The sequence below is a fragment of the Geodermatophilus sp. SYSU D00779 genome (assembly GCF_054050595.1).
Genome location: NZ_JBJGZQ010000004.1, coordinates 123,941 through 143,935, shown reverse-complemented (window position 1 = coordinate 143,935; position 19,995 = coordinate 123,941). Strand labels below are relative to the sequence as shown.

Here is a 19,995-nt window from a genome sequence, read left to right as displayed (position 1 = left end):
CAGCGGGCCGCTGATGGTGCGGTGACGGCCCCGTGACGGGGCCCTCCGCATCCTGCACGTCCCGGACCCCGGTCGCATCTGACCCGGACAACCGAGCGGGTCGCACCGGCAGCGCTGCCGTGGCGGACCGGCCCCGGCACTCCGTGGTCGTGAGGGACCGGGAGCATATCTTCAGTCGTCAGGAGCGATGATGAACCCGCTGACCGGCACGGCCGTCTTCTTCGACATCGGCGGCACGCTGGCCTCGGCCACGCTGTCCCCGAGCGGAGACCAGATCGAGCAGCTGGCCGTGTACCCCTACGTGCCCGGGGTGCTTGGAGAGCTCCGGGAGCGCGGCGCCCGTCTGGGGATCATCTCGGACCCGGGTTCCCTCCCTCCCGGGGAACTCGACCGGGCACTGGACGACGCCGGCCTCCGCGGTCTCCTCGAGCCCGAGCTGGTGCTCTACGGACCGAAGGACTCCCCTGGCATCTTCGAACAGGCCGTGGAGCGCGCACGCGGCGCAGACCGCCTGCTGTTCGTCGGCGAGGACGCCGGAGAGCGCGCCCAGGCCCGGCGGGCGGGTCTGCTGGTCGCGCCGCATCCCCAACTGGCCGCGGCGATGCTGGACGACCAGGCACACCTGCGCTACCTGCGCATCACGGTTCCCCCCACGCACACCGGCGAGGACTGGCGCGCCGCGCTCCGCGACCTGCCGCTGCTGCCCCTGCACGCCACGGGCCAGGCCGGCAGCACGGTCTACGCGATCGGTACCACGTCGGCCGCAGCGCGACTCGACGACCTGGGCTTCCGGGTGGACCGCCTCGGCGTCGAGGACGAGCCGCTCACCACGGAGCTGTACCTGCTGCGCGACGACCGCCAGGCCGACAGCGGCTTCCTCGCTCCCGAAGGCAACTCCAGGGACTTCTTCCAGGCGGGTCCCGCGGCGCGCGCCGTGCTGGCCTCGACCGACGACGGCCTGGTGGTCGCCGTTCCGGCCGGCGAGTCGGTCGAGACCTTCCACTTCACCGCTGCCCGGCACGGGCACAACCTCAAGTTGGCGCCGACAGCCCGGGCGATCGAGCCGGCCGACGCCCCCGCCGAACTGGGACAGGCGAGCACCGTGCCGCCGACCATCACCGCCGAGGAGACGGAGATCCTCGACGCCAGGATCCGACCGGAGCACCTCACCGACCACCTCGCGCGCTACACCGGAGCCGCGCCGGCCGGCGTAGACGGCACCGTCATCAGCAGCCGGCACATCCAACACCCGGACAACGCCGCGGCCATCTCCACGCTCGTCGCCGATCTGGAGAAGATCGGCGGCGGGCGGTTCGTCGTCCGTCGGCACGGCTTTCCGCACGAGGGACAGCGGCTGGAGAACGTCGAGGCCGAATTGCCCGGCAGCGGGCTCGACGGGATCGTGCTGGTGACGGCGCACATGGACTCCACCGGAGCCCGGCAGGCGGGGTATCGACCCGCGGTCGACTCAGCCCCGGGAGCCGACGACGACGGCAGCGGGGTCGCCGGAGTGCTCGCCGCCGCAGAGGCGATCCAGGCGTTGGACGCCGCCCTGGGGGTGCCCCGCCGGGCCGTGCGGTTCGTCCTGTTCAACGCCGAGGAGCACGGTCTGGTGGGCAGCCTGGCCTACGCCCGGGACCAAGCCCTGCTCGGCACCCCGATCGTCGGTGTCTTCCAGATGGACATGATCGGGTGGGACGCGCTGCCCGAGCGCACCTTCGAGCTGCACGCCGGGTTCCGTGGCTCACCAACCGTCCAGCAGCGGTCGCTGGCGCTGGCCCGGACCGTCGCCGAGCTCGTGCCGCAGGTCTCACCCACGCTGCCGGCTCCGCAGCTGTACCCCCACGGCGGAGAGCTGGATCCGGGTGAGGCCCGCAGCGATCACTACAGCTTCCAGCTCAACGGCTACACGGCGATCCTGGCCTCCGAGGACCTGTTCGCCGGCCCCGGACCCGACGCGCCTCCCGAGGAGATGAACCCCCAGTACCACATGCCCACGGACACCTCGATCAACGCCGGCTACGCGGCGGACATCGCCCGTCTGGTCACCGCCGCCGCCTGGTTCACCGCGACGCACTGACGGTGTTCCCCACATCGCGGCGGGCGACCATGATCACCGTGAGACCACGACGACACGGGGGAGGTCGTTGCAACAGTCGGTCGGGGCTGGCAGACGTCCCGGATCGAGATGGCGGCGGGGCTTCGGTGGCGGCGGAAGTGGAGCGGTCCGCTGCCACGGCCTGTCGATCATGAGCTCCACGATCGCCCACGTCACCTGCTCAGGGCCTCCCACGTCCGGCTGTGTCACGCCGAGGTGGAGGTGAGGAGACGTTGCAGGAATAGGTCATCGGCCCTACGCCGTCCTGGCGGCTCGACGCGGGCTGCACCGCATGTCGTTCCCGGCGTCTTCTCCACCGTCGCGGCTGATCAGTGACGGACCATGGGCGCTGGTCGAGCCGCTGGTCCCGCCGCAGCCGCCGGCGGTGCACGGCCGCACCGGCCGCCCGCGGGTCTCCGACCGGGACGTGCTCGAGGGCATCGCCTTCGTGCTGTCCACCGGCATCGGCTGGACCGAGCTCCGGCCGAGCTGGGTCACGGGTCGGGCGGGACCTGCTGGCGCCCGATGCACGAGTGGCAGCAGGCCGGCGTCTTCGACCGCTGGCACCAGGCGGTGCCCCACCGGTGGGGCGAGCAGGGCCGGCTGGACCGGTTCCGGGCCAGCCTGGACCCGGTCAGCGTCCGGGCGAGAGGGGTGCACTGACCGGCCCGGACCCCACCGACCGGGGCAAGGCCGGCAGCACGTACCCCTGCTCGTCGATGCGCACGGGCTGCCGCTCAACGTGCTGGTCCCGGCCGCGAACCGGCACGACAGCCTCTTGGTCGGACCCATCCTCGACGGCATGCCGGCGATCGGGCGCGGCGGCCGCGGCCATCCCCGCCACCGCCCCCCGCGGACAGACTCACAGCACGGATCGAGCCGAGTGCTCTCTCGGCGAGCGCACTCGTCAGAAGTCGTGCGGCCAGTGCACGCGTGGGTCATCCAGCCGCTGTGAGGTCCGGGATGTGGAGCTCGCAGGCTGGTCGGACGCGGCGGAAACACCGACCCCCGTGCGTGGTGTCCTGACCGGGTCGTTCGGTGGGCAGTTCCGTGACGCGCACGTGACGACCCGGTGACGTTGCCGGGGACATCCTCCGTGGGAGTCGCCGCCTGGGCCGGGCGGCACGTACGAGGACCTGCCCACGATCGGGGTGCCCATGGACGACCAGAGGTCGGGCGTGCACGCAGCACGTCCGTTGATCCTCATCCGAGGCTTCGGCGGACTCGGTACCGCCGATGAGCGTCGGGTGGCCTACCAGGGTTTCAACGATGGCACGGTCTATCCGCACAAACGCGGCGAGAACTACATCTACGAGGGTCTCGTCCTGCGCCTGCTCAAGTCGGACTGGGACTACCGGGACGCCACCAACATCGTCAGTTACCACTCCCGTCCGCAGAAGGCTCCCGAGAAGCTGCCACCTGAACTGGTCGGCGTGAGCGCGTTCTTCGAGGGCCGACTGGTCGCCGACCCTGCCATGGCGCTCGACATCGTGCGGTCGACGCGCTCGGTCGCCAACACCATCTGGGTGTTCCGTTACTACGACTTCGAGGACCGGTCGTTCTCGACCTACGGCTCGGAACTCGTGAGGTTGATCGACTTCATCCGCGCGCTGGCCGTCGAACTGCGGCAGCCGGTGCCCGAGGTCGACGTCATCGCACACTCCATGGGCGGGCTGATCGTTCGTCATGCGGTGCAGGTGGACTATCCACGACTGAAGGGCGACCCGCGAGCGGCGGAGGAGTACATCAACAAGATCGTCACTCTCGGGACTCCGCACCAAGGGATCAGCTTCCAGGTCCTCGACCAACTGGGAGGCCTCGGCGCCGCCGAGGAACTGGAGGCGTTCGACCCCGACGGGCCGGCGGCCAGGTCCGCCGACCCGGGGGCCTGGTCCTACCTGACCTTCGGCAACCACTTCGACCCGCGCCGCCTGCTCACCGTCGTGGGGACGAACTACCGCTCCTACGGCAATGGGGCCGCCAGCCTCCTCAACCGCCTGGCCTCCGTCCCTGGGGAGTACGGCCCCCGCTACAACCGCAGTGACGGATTGGTGAAGCAGGCGTACGCGCAGATACCCGGAGCGCCGCGGACGTTCGTCCACAAGTGTCACGGGGGCGAGGACTCACTGGTGACCAGCCGCGAGTCGTTCGAGGTCGCCATGCGGTTCCTCCACGGTGACGTGCGTGCGCGCCTCCGGCTGGACGAGGGGCTCGTGACCCGAGGCAAGGACGCGTTCGGACGCAGCGAGTTCTTCCTCGGCGTCTGCATCAAGCCGCGAGGTGTGGACTTCGACTTGTTCCACCAGACGGCCGAGGCCGAGAACTGCTACGGCCCCTTCCACAGCGAGGACCTGGCGGACTGCCTCACCGACCGTGGCTTCGACTGGCTCGACCCCCGGGAGCGGGTCATCTGGGAAGGGTGGCTCGACTCGAGCGTCCGGCGGGCCGGCCGTACCGCGAACGACCTGGTCATGCGCCTGGATGTCTACGTGGGAGAGCGGGACAGCTGGGGACTGGGCTTCTCGGACAACCGTGTGTTCCAGAAGCAGTACTACGTGCAGGCCTTCACCGACCCGGTCGTGCGGCTCTTCCTGCACACGGGGGAGCGCTACCTGTCCGATGAGAGGCCCGCGGACACCGCCGAGCTGCTGCGCTCGGTGGAGCAGGCGAGCGCCACGCCCGGGGAGGAGGTCGTGGCCTGCGAGCAGGTGGACGGGGAGTGGCTGCTGCCCATCCACGGCACGGGATTCAGGGCCACGTTGGGCCTGACCCTGACCCGGGAGGACGACGTCGAGGACCGCCGTGACCCGGATCCGGTGGAGCCCGCCAGCACCTGACCACGGCTCCGGGTCTCGCCCTCGCGCGCAGCAGGGGTGGACAGCCGCACGCGGGCGTCACCTGCCACCGCACCGGGCGCACCGTGCGAGCGCCGACACCAGGCCCTCACCAGTGGCACCGGCGAACGGGTTCTCGTCTCGCATCCGGGCTCCTGATCACCCCGGGCGCCGTCCTCCGGTTCCGCGGGCCCACGCGGGTGGCGAGGACCCTGCCACGGTGGCGGGCGGGCCTCCACGCTGCCCGGCGTGGTGACCAGCGAGGTGCCGGCGCGAACCGGGGCCGACGTCGTCGACGTTCAGCACGGCGCCGTGGTCGAGGCGGAGCCGCCGAGCGTCCGGCCGAGCGGTACTCACGCAGCCGCGGTGATCGCCGCCGCGGACCCGCAGCCTGGCCTTACCCGACCTCGGACGCCCGCTGGACCCGGGCGCCCGCGGTGTCCTCGTGCCCATCGTGCGCCGCAGGCCACGTTCGGGAGGTCGTCGCGCCCTGCCGGTACGTCCCGTTCGGTGGGCGGTCGATCGGACGGCTCGCCGCCGGGCCGGATCAGCCCCGGGTGCTCGCGACCGTCGAGGTTGCGCCGCTGCAGGATCAGGAGGCCGCGTGCCAGGTCCGGTCGTGGGACAGGTGGGCCTCGGTCAGGCCGTTGCGGAAGAAGCGCTCGTAGTAGGGCTGCTCCACGTGGTGCGCCTGGAGCCACACCCCGGGCACGTGGATGGCCTCGACGTGCGCCGGGAACCGGCCGTGCACCTCGTGGATGTAGGTGCAGATGTCGCGCGCGCAGGCGATGACGTCCGCGTCGTAGTCGCCGGCCTGGTCCAGGTACTCGGCGCCGTAGTCGCCCCTGTAGATCCGACTGAACACCGAGGTGTCGGAGTAGATGCCCCGCGGTCCGAACTTGTCGGCGATCACCGCGTCCACCGCCGCGGCCATGCTCGGGTAGTTCGGTGGGCACATCGCCTTGATCAGGTGCTCCCCGCCGTGCCGGAGCCCCACCGGGTGGGCGCGGAGGACCGACAGGTGGGGGAGCGGGACCTGCCAGCGCAGGGCGTCGGCTGGCTTCCACCTCGGCGTCACCCAGTCGAAGCCGAGCATGGGCCCGTACCGGTCCCGGGACTTCGGGTCGCCCAGCAGCACCGGTGGGGAGATGGTGGCGTGGATCCACGCGCCCAGGCCCATCGCGTCGGCCGTGAGCATGAGGTTCTGCAGCAGAAGGTCGGCCTCGATCTGGGTCCGCATGCCCCAGATCGCCCCGAGCGGCAGCTTGACGTCCTCGTTGAGGAAGCCCCGCCGTACCCAGCGCTCGACGCCCGCGAGGCGGTAGAAGTTGCGGTCGTCGACGACCGTCGGGCGCGCGCCCGACGGCTGGGTCAGCAGGTACATCAAGCCGTTGATGTACTGGCGGGAGAGGTCGACCACCGGGAACAGGATCGTCGTCCCGGGCAGGTTCGACAGGAACCGGTTGGAGTCCAGGTAGGCCGGGAAGTCGCGGTTGCCGTCCGGGACGTCGATCCGGTGGTCCAGCAGCCGGACTTTCGCCTCCTCCGCCCGCGTCAGCAGGAGCTCCGGGTCGAAGGGGGAGCGCGGGTCCTCGACCGGGGGCAGCTTGCGGAGGAAGTACGTGCCGCTGTCGTTGATGAGGAAGAAGTGTGTGCCCTGGGCGTTGTCCGGACTGCCCGCCGTCCGCCCGGCCATCGTCAGGTTGGGCTTGGCCATGATCGGGTCGTTGGTGCGTGGGTCGTTGAACGGCCGGTCCGGCATGGTCAGGCCGGTGCACCCGGTGACCGCGATGAGGACCGCCTCCTCCAGGTCGGTCAGCGGCTCCCGGGCCTGACTCGACTCATAGCTCATCGTGCCGGCGGGCACCGAGCTGCCCCGGCTGACCCGGTGGGTCCGACGGCGCCACAGGACCTCGAGCAACGCGCGCTCGGCCAGCGCGTCCAGCCCCGGATGGCCGACGCGCGTCGGCTGCTGTGTCATCGATCTCCCCTTCCGAGCCTGAGCCGGTGCGACGGGGTGGGCCGGTCAGGGGACCCCGACCGGCCGCCACGGCGCGAAGGCGGTGCGGTCGCGCGGCAGCACCCCTGCCAGCTCCGGGCAGTGCCGCAGGATCACGCTGGTCATGCTGTTCCGTTCGATCCAGTCCATGCCCAGTGGCGAGTAGACCTCCGGCCGGAAGTCCACGGTCAGGAAGCGGTCGCTCTGCAGCCGTCGGGAGGCCATGAGGATGAAGATGCGGAATGCCGTGTCGGAGAAGCCGAACCCCGGCGGCGGCGTCTCGGCGAACAGGCCGACCATCGTGTCGACGTCGTCGATCCGGCCGCGGTAGACCTCCCGCAGCAGCTCGGCGTCCTGCGGGTCGGCGGCGAGGTCCTCCCACCGCCTGACCCGGGGCTTGTGCAGCCCGGCGCGGAAGTCGTTGTAGCGGGGGACGCCGCGCATCCGGGTCCGCACCAGGTCGACGACCGACAGGTCGATCCGCTCGCCGTCGCGCTCGAAGTCGGTGAGCGAGCGCGGGTAGTTGTGCAGCGTGATGGCACCGGGATGCGCGCGGCCGAAGGAGTAGAGGGTGTTCGCCAGGCCGAAGTGGCGCATCTGCTCATCGGTCCGGGTCCCCTGGATCTGGCCGAAGACGCGCCGGCCCCGCTCCTCGCCGGTGCGGTGGTCCAGGAAGGTGTACTCATCCGGGATCAGCGGGTGCATCCGGTAGACGGTCGCGAAGTCCTCGGTCAGCGAGTACGGGACCCGGTGGTGGTCCGGCTTCGTCTTCGGGATGCCGACGGAGGCGTGCTCGTCCAGGAGCCACACCGACAGCCGGGTGAGCCAGTCCCCGGCCGGCGGTCCGCCCCAATTGGCCTTCATCCCCACGTCGAGGGTGCGGGTGCCGAGGATCGCCGGAGTCCACTCGACGGTGTGGATCTTGGCGATGAGGGCGGACACGACCAGCCGCGCCGTCTGGTAGACGCGCTCGTCGTCCCAGTTGCGGTACTGGGTCCGCAGTGCCTCGCACACGGCGTTGTGCTCGCGGGCGAAGAGGGTGTGCATGCTGCTGAGGCCGAGCCACCAGCTCTCGTTGAACCCGGTGACCTCCATGCCGGACGTCCCCTCGGGCAGGTAGCCCTCGGGCAGGTGCAGCTTGGCCCTGTCGTCGGGGTCGCGGAGTCGTTGGGCGGCGTCGGGGTCGCTGCCGTAGACCTCCGAACCGTCCCACCAGTGCGAGGCGTCGTTGCCGAACGGCCGCTGCTCGGCACCTGGCCCGTCGCTGCGGGTCTCGTTCCCGGCGATCCTCATGTACGGCTCGGGGGCACCGCCGGGCACGTTGACCCAGCCGTCCATGCCCTTCGGCAGGGGAACCCGGACGTCACGGGTACCCAGCGGGTGGCGGGCGTGGTTGACCCAGTCGTGCACCTGGAACTGGATCCAGGCCGCGGCCAGCACGTTGAGCGAGCTGGCTGGGATGAACCGGTTCCGGACGAGGAGCTCCCGGCTGACCGTGATCGGGTTCGGCTCGTTGACCGTCTCGGGGTGGTGCACCGGCCGGAGGTTCCGGCCGAACGTCGCCCCCACCTTGCCCATCTCGGGCTCGGAGAGGTCGTTGGCCCTGCCGTCGAAGGTCCGGAAGACCCGGTCGTCCTCAGCCGGCTGCGGCGGCACCGTCCGGGCCCGCGGCGGGGCCTCCCGCTCCTCGGTATCGATGAGGTTCCGGCGCCGCAGGACCTCCCGGAAGACCGTCAGGTTCAGCACGCTCAGCCGCAGCGGTAACCGGTGCCACGGGAGGAACCGGTTGACGACACCGAACACCCGCTCTGCGGCGCCCAGGAGGACGCGGTTGCGCAGCGGCGGGTCCGTCCGCCAGCGCTGACCCAGCCGGTGCGCGGCGCCCGCGTCGTAGGCGGCCTTGCGCGCCCGGTTCAGGTTGCCCAACGGCTCGAAGGAGTCGGTGGTGTTCCACGGGTTGAAGGCCATCGCCTCCACCAGCCCGGCCTGCGCCCGCTCCTCGGCGGTGGTGACGTCGCGCCGGCGGATCGTCAGGACGGCGACCGGCTCGGGCGGTGACACCTCCTCCTTCCACTCGATCGCGGTGTCCTCGATCGGCGTGGACCGCCGGTCCTGGTACCGCTGGACGCACAGTTCCATCCGGATGTCGCCGGCGGCGAGCCGGCGGGCGACCTCGTGCGACAGGTGGGCGGGGTCGGTGCGGGAGGGGGCGGGCGCTGGCGGCGTCCCCTCGGCCGGACGCAGCAGGTACCGGACGGCGAGGGGTCGGCCCCACCGGATCGCGCCCCGGCTCCAGTAGGTCGCCGTGGCGACGCTGCCGATCCGGGTCCGTGCCTTCCGGATGTTCCCGAGCATGCGGACGGTCTCCCGGAGTCCCACGCGGAAGGCCAACCGCACCAGGCCCACTGCCCGGGACGCGCGGCCGCCCGCCGTTGCGACGGCGAACTCCACGAACTGCCGGGCGTCCCGGGCGTGGGACGCCGGGTAGTTGGTCATCAGCAGGTCGTGCTGCTCCTCGTCCGAGACGGTCACGCGCAGCGCCACGCCTCGCAGGTCCTTCTCGTGGTCGGCGCGGCTGGTCCCGGCGGCGTTGGAGAACCGGACGACGGTGCGGTACGCCACGCCCGGCTGGGCGAACCCGACCCGCAGGTCGGCGGGGAGGTCGTCCCGGAACCGCAGCTCGGCGTCGGTGACGGTCAGGGTGGCCTTGGCGTGGAAGGCGCGGTCCACCCCGTGCGGGACGCCATGGGCGCTGGCGGCCCGCTGGTTCTTCCGCTGGACCCGCATGATCTCCCACGCGAGATCGTCGAACAGCCGCCGCTCGGCCTCCGGGCTGCCGCCGGCGTACTCCTCGGTCCACGGGGCGGTGCTCGGGGTGGTCGTCGCGCTCGTCGGGACGGTCGTCGTGGCGCTCATCGGTCCTCCGGGTTCGCGTGGTGGGCTGTGAAGGGGACTCGTCGCGGGTCACTCGTCCCGGAAGCGTTCCTCGATCATCTCGACCAGGCCGTCGATCACCCCGTCGGGTGAGGGGCTGTAGTGCGGCACGGCCCAGCGGGTGATCCGCGCGTCGATCACCGACGGTCGGCCGGAGGCCAGCGCCGCGGCGAACGCCTGCTCGAACTCGTCCTCGTCGTCGACCGCGTAGCCGTCGGCACCGCAGGCGCGGGCGTACGCGGCGAAGTCGGGGTTCTGGAACTCGACCAGCGCGCTGCGGCCGTAGGCGGAGAGCTGGTAGAGCTTGATCAGCTTGAACTGGTTGTCGTCGAAGACGACCCAGATGACGGGGATGTCGTTCTCCACGGCGGTCATCAGTTCGAAGCCGGACAGCGAGTAGCAGCCGTCGCCGCAGCCGACGACGACGGTGCGGTCCGGCTGGGCCACCTTCACCCCGAGCGCACCGTTCGTGTGCCCGGCCATCGGGCCGAACTGCCCGGCCTTGCGGAAGTTCTGCCCCTCCTCGAGCTCGACGTAGTAGCCGAGCCAAGCGAGGTGGGCGCCGGCATCGGCCAGCAGGACGGCGTCGCGCGGCAGCATCCGGCCGACGATCTGCGCGAGCTTCCCGGGGTGGATCGTCTTCGGCGTCGGCTGCAGGATCCGCCGGGCCTCCCAGTCGCGCCCCAGGACCTCGCGGCGGGGAACGGGGTCGACCTTCCGGTCGAGAGCGTCGGTGAGGGCGGCGACCCCCCGACGGGCGTCGGCCAGCAGCGTGTAGGCCGGCTCGTACCCGCTGCGGCCGAACTCGGACTCGGCGATGTTCAGCTGGATGAGGACCTTGCCGTCGAACAGGTCATCCCGGTAGTTGAAGGTGGCGTGCTGGGCGAGTGAGTTGCCGATGGCCAGCACCACCCGGGCTTGCCGGAACGCCTTCCACGCGCTGGCGTGGCCGCTGTCGGCGAACACGCCCACCGACAGGGGATGGCCCTCTCCCACAACGCCCTTGCCGTCCAGCGTCGTCAGGAGCGGGATCTGGAACCGCTCGATGAACCGCTTCACCTCCGCGCCGGCGCCGCTGCGGATCGCGCCGAAGCCGACCAGCGCGACGATCGGCTCGTCGCCGTCGATCGCCGCGGCGAGGACCCCGGCGACGGTCTCCACCTGGGCCGGATCCGGGAGGACCTCGGGCACCTGAAGCCGGACGTCGTGGTAGTTCTCGACCTCCACCCCCCGTTCGGTGAGGTCCTCCGGGACGTGCAGGTGCACCGGGCCGGGCTTGCCGGAGAGCGCGACGTTGACCAGGTCCTCGACGACGTCGGACGTGTCGGCGATGTCCTCGAGGAGGACCGACTTCTTGGTCGTCGCCTCGAACACCTTCCGCGAGTCAGGCGTCCCCCCGAGGCCTGAGGTCTCGTTGAGCGATCCCCGTCCACTCCACTTCCGGTCGGCGTATCCGGAGACGGCGAACACCGGATAGGAATCCGACATCGCCATGGCCAGGCCGGAGATGAGATTGAACGCGCCCGGGCCGGCCGTGGCGAAGCAGAAGCCGAGCTTGTCGGTGAACATCGCGTGGCCGCACGCCATGAACGATGCGGCCTGTTCGTTCCGGGTGATGATCGGGCGGATCTTCTCCGATTCCTCGAGGGCGATCATCAGACCGGCGGCGTTCTCACCGGCACCACCGTAAGCAGCCTCCACACCCGCCGACTCCAGGCCCCTCACGATCGCCTCGTACACGCGCACGGTCTCCCCCTCCCATCTCGCCCGGTGCGCCCGCCGCCGGGTCAGTCCACGCTGTGACCGGCAGAAGACGCGTCAGATGGCGGAAATGCGGCCTCTGATCACCGGAGGTCTTCGCGGCTGTGCTGCCGATGTGCTCGGGTGCAGTGCCATCCCCTGGTGGGGACATGCGCTCGAGCAGGGGCCTCGTGTCCCTGGGACTGGGGCATCGGTCGACCTCTCATCCGCACCATCGGGGGTCGGTGGTGGCTCGGCGACGAGTTGTGCAGCACGTGCGATCCGGTCGCACGGTACGGAGGGCGGCGTCACGTGGCCGTCACCGTCGTGTCAAGGAGTTGCAGCGGCACGTACGACACCGCTGGTGTGCGCTTCCGGATGCGGTCTGGGTGGGCGTCCCGGGATCGAGGCCGTGGTGGTGTGACCGACCGTGCCTGAGCCGCTGTCCGCCCGCCGCTGCACGGGGTCGAGAAGCGTGCGTTCCGCGCGCTGAGCGCGGCACACCTGGGCGGAGTCGCAGGTCGTCGTCCCCTCGACGCCGCAGCACGGCCGACCTCGTGACGTGTCACTCCCCGCAGCTCACTGGTGCTGAGCTCCTGGTAGCTGAGCGGAGGGTCGGCCGCCAGGAGGAGCAGGTCGCGCTGGGCCGTGGGCAGTTCGGCGAGACCCTCGCGCACGGCCTCGACCACCTCATCCTGCAGCAGCTCGGCGTCGACGTCCGGGTGGTCTGCCACGAACTCGTGCGCCGTGCTTCCCAGCGGGTCGACGAGATGGGTCCGCCCGTGGGCGCGGGCCGGGGCGAGGCTCTCGCGACGGCCGTGGTCGCGATCCAGCCGGGCAGCGCGCGCGGCTCGCGGAGGCGCTGGACCTGTTCGACCAGGCGCATCCAGACCACCTGGCCCACGTCCCCGGCGTCGTGCTCGCCGAGCCGGTACCTGCTGGCGATCATGCAGACCAGTGGTGTGGACCCTGGCTGGCGAGGGCCTGCACACAGCCCGAGTAGAGGGTGTGCGAATGCAGCAGGTGTCCTGGACCCACCAGCTGCTTCCGCTGGCACCCGGTACCGCGCTCGTGGTCTGGGGACGGGAGTGGTGTACGCCCATCGACCTCACGGTGGGTCGTGGCGAGCTCCGGGCGCATCGCCGAGAGCTCCACTCCAAGCCGTGCCGCGGAGAGCCCTCGACGCCGATCAGTTCAGGCTGGGGGCAGCCGCGCTCCCGGCCCGGAGGCCAGGAGCGTCGGTGCCGCCGCACACCGACCATGGCACGAGTCTGGTCGCAGGGGAGACCTTCGACTCCGCCTGTACGGCTGCGATCTCCCACGTACTGGTCTTGACGAACGTCCAGGAGTGGGCGTCCGCGATGACGTCGGACGTCGTCAGGCACCGGGCAGTGAGGCATGGGTTCGGCCCGGCAGTGGTCAGTGCCGCACGCAGCCGCTCGCAGATTCCCTCGAGATGGTCTTGCGGGCGCGGCACATCACGGGACACGTGCGCGTGGATGGTCAGGAGTTCACGTCCCGCCGGTGCAGGAGTGTGCTCGTCGACGGCCCAGCTCAGGGAGACGAAGCAGGACGGCGCCTGATCCCCTGGAGCGCCGTCGTCCTCCAGGTGCCGGGCGTAGTTGGCGAGCAGCGTCACCAACGTAGCGTCGCGAGCGATGAGGTTGAAGGCCACGAAGCGAAGGTCCACCGGATCCTCCTCGGCACCACTTGTGCATGTGGGAAACGAACTATGTCGTTTCACAGCTGTCGAACTCTGCTTCCTTGACGTTATTCGAACGGTGGCGAGCGACAGCAGTGCTTGATGCAGCGCGGGGCCTCGCGCTGTGTCCTCCCATCGCCGGTGCGGCGACGAACGTGTTCCGCGTGGCTGAATGGCACGAGAGTCGGGTCATCATCACCTGAGGCAGCGCGCGGTCGAGGTGTCTGTCGCCGCCGCGGTCGAGCCGGAGGTGGGTGACCTGCCCGCTGCTGGCCGGCAACGGGCTGGTTCCGGCAGGAGCAGCAGACGCTGTTTCGGATCGGATACGCCCGGGGTGGGACCAGCTCACCCATGGCTGCGCCGCCACGATCGGGCCGATGCCGGGCTCGGCCAGCAGGTGCGGCACCGTTGGTGGCGGTGAGGTCCTCGAGGTCGGTCCCGACGGTCCTGGCGTTCGCGGTGAGTGCGTGAGCGCGACGCGCCAGCCGCCGGAGTGACTGCGCGCGCACCTGCGTCTCGATGCCGTCGCAGGCTTGCGAGCGGAGGCCGGTCGAACGGGACCGGCGGGTGTGTCACCGCACCGCCGTCCTCAACCAGATGCGCGATCTGGCCCTGACCGGGCCCGAGGAGCCAGGCGAGCGCCTGCGCGACCGCAGCATCGCCGGCCTGATCGCCGCCTGCTCCTGGCGACGGGATCCGCCGTCCTCGGCTGCTCCTCGCGGGCCTCGAGCCGTCGGCGTCCGGCGATCGGTGTCCGTCCGTGCTCATGTCCTGCTCCTCTCATCAGCGGCGGGACCGGTCAACCGGCGCAGCTGCCGATCTGGAGACGCGGCCGGGCGTCCGTGCTCCACGGTCATGTCCGGCTCCGGGGGTCCTCGGTCGGTCGGGCCGGCGCCGTGTGGATGGCCTGGAGAGCGAGGTGGCGCGGTCCCCGCTGCCGGGGCAGGGGGACGCCGGCCGTTCTGTGGGTCGACGCCACGGTGCGCGGTCGGCCGCACCCGGGCCACCAGTTCCAGGCACCCAACAGGCGCATGGACGCCGGGACGACGAGCAGCCGGATCACGGTGGCGTCGAGGGCGATGGCCACGGCCAGCCCGAGCCCGAGCTGCTTCAGCGGCAGGCTGGCGGTCAGTGTGAACGCTCCGAACACGGCCACCATGAGGACGGCCGCCCCGGTGATGAGTGGGCCGGTGCGGGCGACGCCGCGGGCGACGCTCGCCGTTCCGTCGCCGGTCGCCAGCCACTCCTCGCGCACCCGGCTGAGGAGGAAGATCTCGTAGTCGGTGCTGAGGCTGAACAGCAGTGCCAGCAGCAGCACCGGCACGATGTTCTGCAGGTCCCCGGACGGCTCGACGCCGAGCAGGCCGGCGCCGACACCGCGCTGGAAGACCAGCACCAGGACTCCGAAGGCGGCCGCGGCCGACAGCAGGTTGACCACGATGGCCTTGAGCGGGATCAGCAGCGAGCGGAACGTTCCCAGCAGGACGAGGGAGATCACGCCGAGCATCAGGGCCAGCGCCACGGGCAGCCGGTCGGTGATCGCCCGGTTGCTGTCGACGCCCTCGGCCGTCTGGCCGCCGACGACCACCGACAGGCCGCCGCCGGCCAGGGCGCGTCGCGCCTCGGTGCGCACGTCCTCGAGCAGGCCGCGCGTGGTGGCGCTGGCGGCGGCGTCGGCCGGTACCACCTCGAGCACGATGCGGCGTGCGTCGTTCGAGACGAACTGGTCGACGGTCGCCCGGACGTCCTGCGGCAGCGTGTCTCGCACGTCGGGGGCCAGCGCGGTCAGCGGGCCGTCAGGGCGCACTTGTGCCAGCAGCGCGAGCGGAGAGGCCACCCGGGCCACGTCGGGCAGCTGTTCCAGGCGCTGCTGGAGATCGACCAGGTCGTCGTCGACGCCCGACGTCGCCAGCGGGGTGCGGCTGCTCACCACCACCGTCATGGGGGCGGTGGCACCGGCGCCGAACTCCTCCTGCAGCCAGGCGTGGGCCTGACGCACCGGTGAGCTGGTCGGCAGGATGCGGGCGTCGGCGGTGAACACGCGCAGCTGCAGCACCGGCCCGGCCAGGGCGAGCAGCAGGACGAGGCTGACCGCCAGCACCGTTGCCGGCCGGCGCATGGTGCGGCGGGTGAAGGACTCCCAGTCGCCCGAGGAGCCGGCGCGTCGCCGGGGCAGCGGGATGCGCAGTGCCTGGATGCGGGGACCGAGCAGGAGGAGCAGCGTCGGTAGGACCAGCACGCTGGTCAGCGCGGCCAGCGTCACGACCACGATCGCACCCAGCGCGATGGAGCGGATGGCGCCCAGCGGGACCACGAACAGCGTCGCCATCGCCAGGACGACGACCAGGGCGGAGGACAGCACGGTCTCGCCCGAGGTCCGCAGCGTCGTGGCGATCGCCCGTCGGGTCGTCGCACCGCCGGCCAGCTCGGTGCTGAAGCGGCTGATGACGAACAGCGCGTAGTCCACCCCGACCCCGAGCCCGAGCATCGTCACCGCGCTGCGCACGAACACCGACAACTCCAGCCAGTGGGCCACCACGGCAAGGATGCCGAGGGCCACCACGACGGCGGTGACCGCGACGACCAACGAGACCAGCGCGGCGACCAGGCTGCGGTAGAGCAGGAGCAACAGCAGGGCCACCAGCGGCAGGGTCACGAGCTCGGCCGAGGCGAGTCCGTCCTCGCTGATCTCGGTGAGCTCGCCGCGGAAGGCTGCGGCACTGACCAGGGCCACGCGCAGGCCCTGGTCGGAATACCGGTCGTCCAGCTCCTGCTGGACCTCGGGGAGGACCCGTGCGGCGGGGCCGTCCTCCAGGCCCGACGACAACACCGTGGTCACCGTGCGTCCGTCGCGGCCCTCGAACGGCGCGCGGGCGTCCGCGCCCAGGGTCGCCCAGCCGTAGGACGCGGTCACGTCGAGGTCGCCCCGGCCGGCCAGGTCCGCCATGACCTGCCGCACCCGCTCGGCGAACTGCGGCTGGTCGGCGGTGTACCGCTCGTCCTGGACGACGAGCGTGACGGTCTGCTCGTCGCGAGCGAGGAAGCCGTCCCGGACGGCCGCCGCAGCCAGGTCGGACTCCGAGTCGGCCACCGACCAGCCGCCAGGGTCGACCCGCTCGGACAGGTCCCCGCTGACGACCCCGGCCACCGCGAGCACCAGCGCCCACACGACCAGCACTGCCCAGCAGCGCCGGCCCAGCAGGCCGGTCACCGCCTCCGCCAGCGAGCGCCGCTGAGTCAGGCGGACCGCAGGCGCAGTCGAGGTGGCGGGCACACCGAGCTCCCGGCCGTCACGGCCGTCCGTGCTCCGGGGGAGCCCCGCGGCTCCGTGCCCGGCGGGTCCACCGGACGGGAGGCGTTCATCGATCGAGTCGGACATGGCGGAGTCCTCGGTTCGTGTGGTCAGGGGTCCCGCAGCTCTCGAACCCGTCGTCCCCGTCGCAGGTCGTGGACCTGCCCGTCGTCAACTGCCTCGGGCTGCCCGGACCCGATGTCCGGGTGGAGCCCGGCGTCCCGGAACGGGTGGTGCACACCGCCTCCCCAGGTGGGTGCGACGGCACCGGGAGGTCCTCCGGTCACGCCACGGCTGGTGGGGTGACCGGGGGCCGTCCCTACGCGAGGGGGATGGGGTGGTTGCCGCGGATGACGTCCGCGGGGTCGTAGGCGCGCTTGACCCGGCACAGCCGCGCCCAGGTCGACTCGCCGAAGAACCGGCGGGCGTCGACGGGTTCCTCGACGAAGTTGGAGTAGTGCCCGACGCGGTGGTCGGCCAGGGACGCGGTGACCGCGTCGAGGGCTGCGTCGACGGCGGAGGACGACGCCTCGTCGGTGACCAGGCCCACCCCCAGCACCGAGAGCTCACCGGGCAGCGTCGCCAGCGCTCCTGCGCCCGCCGGGCGGCGGGCCAGTGCCCCGCCCATGTGCCGGAGCTGGGCGATGGCCAGCGATGCTCCCGGCCGCATGTCGACGGCCGCGACGAAGTCGTCCAGGCTCGAGGACGGGAGCGCTCCGACGAGCTGGTGCGCGGTGCGGTAGGGCAGCGGGTCCGGCGGGTCCATCGCCAGCTCGCTGAGCCCGACCGGTGGCACGGTCGCGAAGGTGTCGATCTGCGGGCCCAGGCTCACCAGATCGCCCAGCAGGTCCCGGCCGTCGGCCGCCGCCCCGAGGAACGCGCCCATCACGACGGTGAAGGCCCGTCCGCGCAGGAGGTCGGGGATCTCGGGCAGGGGTGCGAACTGCACCAGGGCGGCCCAGGTCGTGAACTGGTCCGGGAGGGAGGACAGGAGCCCGTGCCAGGTGGACAGCACGTCGGAGGCGCGCTCGGCCGCGAAGAACAACGCCCCGGCGTACAGCTCCGCCACCGGCTGCACCGTGAACTCGACCGCGGTGACGACGCCGAAGCTCCCGCCGCCGCCGCGCAGCGCCCAGAACAGCTCCGGCTCGCAGCTGGGGTCGGTCCGCAAGAGCTCGCCGTCGGCGGTGACGACCTCGAAGGCCTGCACGGCATTGCACTGCAGCCCGTGCTGACGGCCCAGCCAGCTCAGGCCTCCACCAACGGTGTAGCCGACGATCCCCACGTCGGGCGATGAGCCGTGCAGGGCGGCCAGGCCGAGATCGGACAACTGCGGGACCACGTGCCCCCACTTCAGGCCCGCCCCCACCCGGACCCTGCGGTCGGCCGCGTCGATCGACAGGCCGGTCAGCCGTGAGGTGTTGAGCAGCAGCGTGCCGTCGAGCGCACCCAGGGGCCCGGCGTTGTGTCCGGTGGCCTGGGCCGCGACCCGCAGCCCGCGGTTGCGTGCGTACCGGATCGCCGCCGCGACGTCCTCGGCGCTGCGCGGGAGCGCCATGGCAGCCGGTCGCTGGTCGATGAGCAGGTTGAAGGCCCGCCGGGCTTCGTCCCACCCGCGATCCTCCGCCCGGAGGATGCGGACCTCCTGGGACTCCGGTCGCCGGAGGTCGAGAGCGGACATGACTCCTCCTTGACATGCGTTCGCGTCGAAGGGACGCCGTGGTGGGGACCGCCGGCTCGTGTGCCTGCTGGCCGAGAGGAGCCGGGGACGGAAAGGGGCTTGCTGCGCCGGGCAGGCGCCTGAGTCGACGTGATCGAGGGACGACCCGGTCGAGGTGGCGGTGTACCCCTCCCGCCAGTGGACGGTGCTACAGCGGTGGTCCGGGTACCGCCTCGGCCGCAGGCGGCGCTGGCTGGGCGAGTCCGTCGACTGCGGTGAAGAAGGCTCGGAGCTCCACGGCCGTGCGACATGGGTCGTCGATCGGGGGACAGTGCCCCGCGTGCGGGATCTCCACCAGCCGTGCTCTCAGGCACTGGGCCATGTGGCGCTGGGCAGACGCTGGCCAGTACTTCTCGTCCTCGCCATAGAGCACGAGCACCGGCCGGTCGAGTCGGCGGAGCTCGTCGAGCCGGTTCGGTTCTTCCTGCAGAGCCCGCGCCGCCTCCATCAGCGCATGCGGACTGTGGGCGATGAACTGGCGGCGGAGGAAGCTCTCCCGCTCGGGGTCAACCAGTCGGCGCTGCCCGGACCGCTGCCGCGCCCGGTAGGCCTTCATGGCCTCCCAGACCTGGTCGAGCGGGTATTCGCGCAGGGCCCAGACGAGCAGGCGCAGCTCCTCGGCGTGTGGCTCCCCGACCGCGCCCTGCCCCGAGCCGATCAGGGTCAGCGTGGTGATCCGCCGAGCTTCCGCCAGGGCGGCGGCGCGGACGACGAAACCGCCGAAGGAGTGTCCGACCAGGTGCACCCGCTCACAACCGAGCGCGTCGATGACTGCGAGCACGTCCTCGGCCAGTTCAGGCAGCCGCACGTCCTGCTCGGCCTCGGTCGCCTGCATCTGCGCGGTCTCGAAGTGCCCGCGCTGGTCGAAGGCGACCACGCGGTATCCGGCGCCGACGAGTGGGAGCAGCTCTGCGAAGTCCTGCTTGCACCCCATGAACCCGTGCACGCAGACGACGGTCGGCCGGGCAGACGTCCGGGGTCCGGCGCAGAGAGCGGCGAAGGAGCCACGGGCGGTGTCGATGCGCATGGGCCTGACCCCGCCGTCCGACTCGGTGATGCGGGCCTCGCCCGGGAGGACCCTTGCGGTCGGCCTGGGCCGGGGGACGAGAGGGGCCAGAGCCGGCCCGGTCCCAGCTGACCCGACCTGGGCACCGATCGGCCGCGGCGCCTCGGGGGCCGTACGTGCGGACGTCGACACAGCCGCACGGGAGCGCACGTTCCCCGCTCCGGTGTCGGGCTCGGGAGCGGCGCCAGAGCACCGGCCAGCGGCGCCTGAGCCGCCGCTACAGCACTGTTGGTCTCGCAGCTGTTGCACCATCGGGCTGTCCTCCCGGGCGTTTCCGTCGCATGGGCACCGCGGCGACTGACGGGTCATCGGGAACCTGGTCCTGAAGCCGCCGACTGGTGTGGAAGTCGAGAACCCAGCACGCTCGGCGATGGCGTGCTCCACCTCGAGTGGGGGCATCGGTGGCCCGGATCGGTGACTGCGGATCCGCGATCGTCATCACTTCGCAGCCCTTGTCGCGGCCGGCTGCGAGAGAGGTGTCGGAGCACGACGGACGCGAGTGCAGAATGCTTGATCACCCAGCCCTGCAGGCGATCGGGAATGGTCCTCGCGAATCCCATGGACGTGAACTCGAGTCGCTCCCCGAACTGCTCCAACGCTTGATCGAGAG

11 protein-coding genes and 1 pseudogene are annotated in these 19,995 nt (G+C 71.5%); 3 read left to right on the top strand and 9 right to left on the bottom strand.

The genetic code is table 11. The features are described from left to right. The first annotated feature begins 190 nt into the window (after window positions 1-190). From ACI79G_RS04340 to ACI79G_RS04330, 3 genes and pseudogenes are all read left to right on the top strand, one after another. Complete coding sequence (locus ACI79G_RS04340; protein ID WP_456879910.1) at window positions 191-2,080, top strand: M20/M25/M40 family metallo-hydrolase; 1,890 nt, start codon at window positions 191-193, stop codon at window positions 2,078-2,080. 310 nt (window positions 2,081-2,390) lie between these two features. Beyond that, window positions 2,391-2,996, top strand: a pseudogene (locus ACI79G_RS04335) (IS5 family transposase); the annotation flags it as partial. A 259-nt stretch (window positions 2,997-3,255) separates the two neighbouring features. Further along, on the top strand, window positions 3,256-4,935 hold the full coding sequence (locus ACI79G_RS04330) for an esterase/lipase family protein (RefSeq protein WP_456879909.1): 1,680 nt from the start codon (window positions 3,256-3,258) through the stop codon (window positions 4,933-4,935). A 589-nt stretch (window positions 4,936-5,524) separates the two neighbouring features. Here the strand turns inward: ACI79G_RS04330 and ACI79G_RS04325 are convergent. The 9 genes from ACI79G_RS04325 to ACI79G_RS04285 all read right to left on the bottom strand — a co-directional run bounded on the left by ACI79G_RS04325 (window position 5,525) and on the right by ACI79G_RS04285 (window position 19,346). Continuing rightward, window positions 5,525-6,913: a hypothetical protein gene (locus ACI79G_RS04325; protein ID WP_456879908.1), complete on the bottom strand. Its 1,389-nt coding sequence runs from the start codon at window positions 6,911-6,913 to the stop codon at window positions 5,525-5,527. Window positions 6,914-6,958: 45 nt separating this feature from the next. Beyond that, on the bottom strand, window positions 6,959-9,847 hold the full coding sequence (locus ACI79G_RS04320) for a peroxidase family protein (protein WP_456879907.1): 2,889 nt from the start codon (window positions 9,845-9,847) through the stop codon (window positions 6,959-6,961). A gap of 48 nt (window positions 9,848-9,895) precedes the next feature. Then, entirely contained in the window at window positions 9,896-11,611 is a 1,716-nt protein-coding gene (locus ACI79G_RS04315; protein WP_456879906.1) for a thiamine pyrophosphate-binding protein, read from the bottom strand. 559 nt (window positions 11,612-12,170) lie between these two features. Next, entirely contained in the window at window positions 12,171-12,554 is a 384-nt protein-coding gene (locus ACI79G_RS04310; RefSeq protein ID WP_456879905.1) for a hypothetical protein, read from the bottom strand. 240 nt (window positions 12,555-12,794) lie between these two features. Further along, window positions 12,795-13,295: a hypothetical protein gene (locus tag ACI79G_RS04305; RefSeq protein WP_456879904.1), complete on the bottom strand. Its 501-nt coding sequence runs from the start codon at window positions 13,293-13,295 to the stop codon at window positions 12,795-12,797. 40 nt (window positions 13,296-13,335) lie between these two features. Continuing rightward, a complete protein-coding gene (locus tag ACI79G_RS04300) occupies window positions 13,336-13,713 on the bottom strand; it encodes a transposase (RefSeq protein ID WP_456879903.1) in 378 nt (125 codons plus the stop codon). Between the two features lie 447 nt (window positions 13,714-14,160). Continuing rightward, window positions 14,161-16,518 carry an MMPL family transporter gene (locus ACI79G_RS04295; RefSeq protein ID WP_456879902.1) on the bottom strand — a complete coding sequence of 786 codons (2,358 nt, stop codon included), beginning with the start codon at window positions 16,516-16,518 and terminating at the stop codon, window positions 14,161-14,163. Between the two features lie 400 nt (window positions 16,519-16,918). Then, window positions 16,919-18,280 carry an FAD-binding oxidoreductase gene (locus ACI79G_RS04290; protein WP_456879901.1) on the bottom strand — a complete coding sequence of 454 codons (1,362 nt, stop codon included), beginning with the start codon at window positions 18,278-18,280 and terminating at the stop codon, window positions 16,919-16,921. A 187-nt stretch (window positions 18,281-18,467) separates the two neighbouring features. After that, window positions 18,468-19,346 carry an alpha/beta fold hydrolase gene (locus ACI79G_RS04285; RefSeq protein WP_456879900.1) on the bottom strand — a complete coding sequence of 293 codons (879 nt, stop codon included), beginning with the start codon at window positions 19,344-19,346 and terminating at the stop codon, window positions 18,468-18,470. Between the last annotated feature and the right edge of the window lie 649 nt (window positions 19,347-19,995).

What these genes read in the sequence shown, in the direction of transcription:
- ACI79G_RS04340 (WP_456879910.1), top strand. Translation starts at nt 191, where the DNA reads ATGAACCCGCTGACCGGCACGGCCGTCTTCTTCGACATCGGCGGCACG.
- ACI79G_RS04330 (WP_456879909.1), top strand. Translation starts at nt 3,256, where the DNA reads ATGGACGACCAGAGGTCGGGCGTGCACGCAGCACGTCCGTTGATCCTC.
- ACI79G_RS04325 (WP_456879908.1), bottom strand. Translation starts at nt 6,913, where the DNA reads ATGACACAGCAGCCGACGCGCGTCGGCCATCCGGGGCTGGACGCGCTG.
- ACI79G_RS04320 (WP_456879907.1), bottom strand. Translation starts at nt 9,847, where the DNA reads ATGAGCGCCACGACGACCGTCCCGACGAGCGCGACGACCACCCCGAGC.
- ACI79G_RS04310 (WP_456879905.1), bottom strand. Translation starts at nt 12,554, where the DNA reads ATGATCGCCAGCAGGTACCGGCTCGGCGAGCACGACGCCGGGGACGTG.
- ACI79G_RS04290 (WP_456879901.1), bottom strand. Translation starts at nt 18,280, where the DNA reads ATGTCCGCTCTCGACCTCCGGCGACCGGAGTCCCAGGAGGTCCGCATC.
- ACI79G_RS04285 (WP_456879900.1), bottom strand. Translation starts at nt 19,346, where the DNA reads ATGCGCATCGACACCGCCCGTGGCTCCTTCGCCGCTCTCTGCGCCGGA.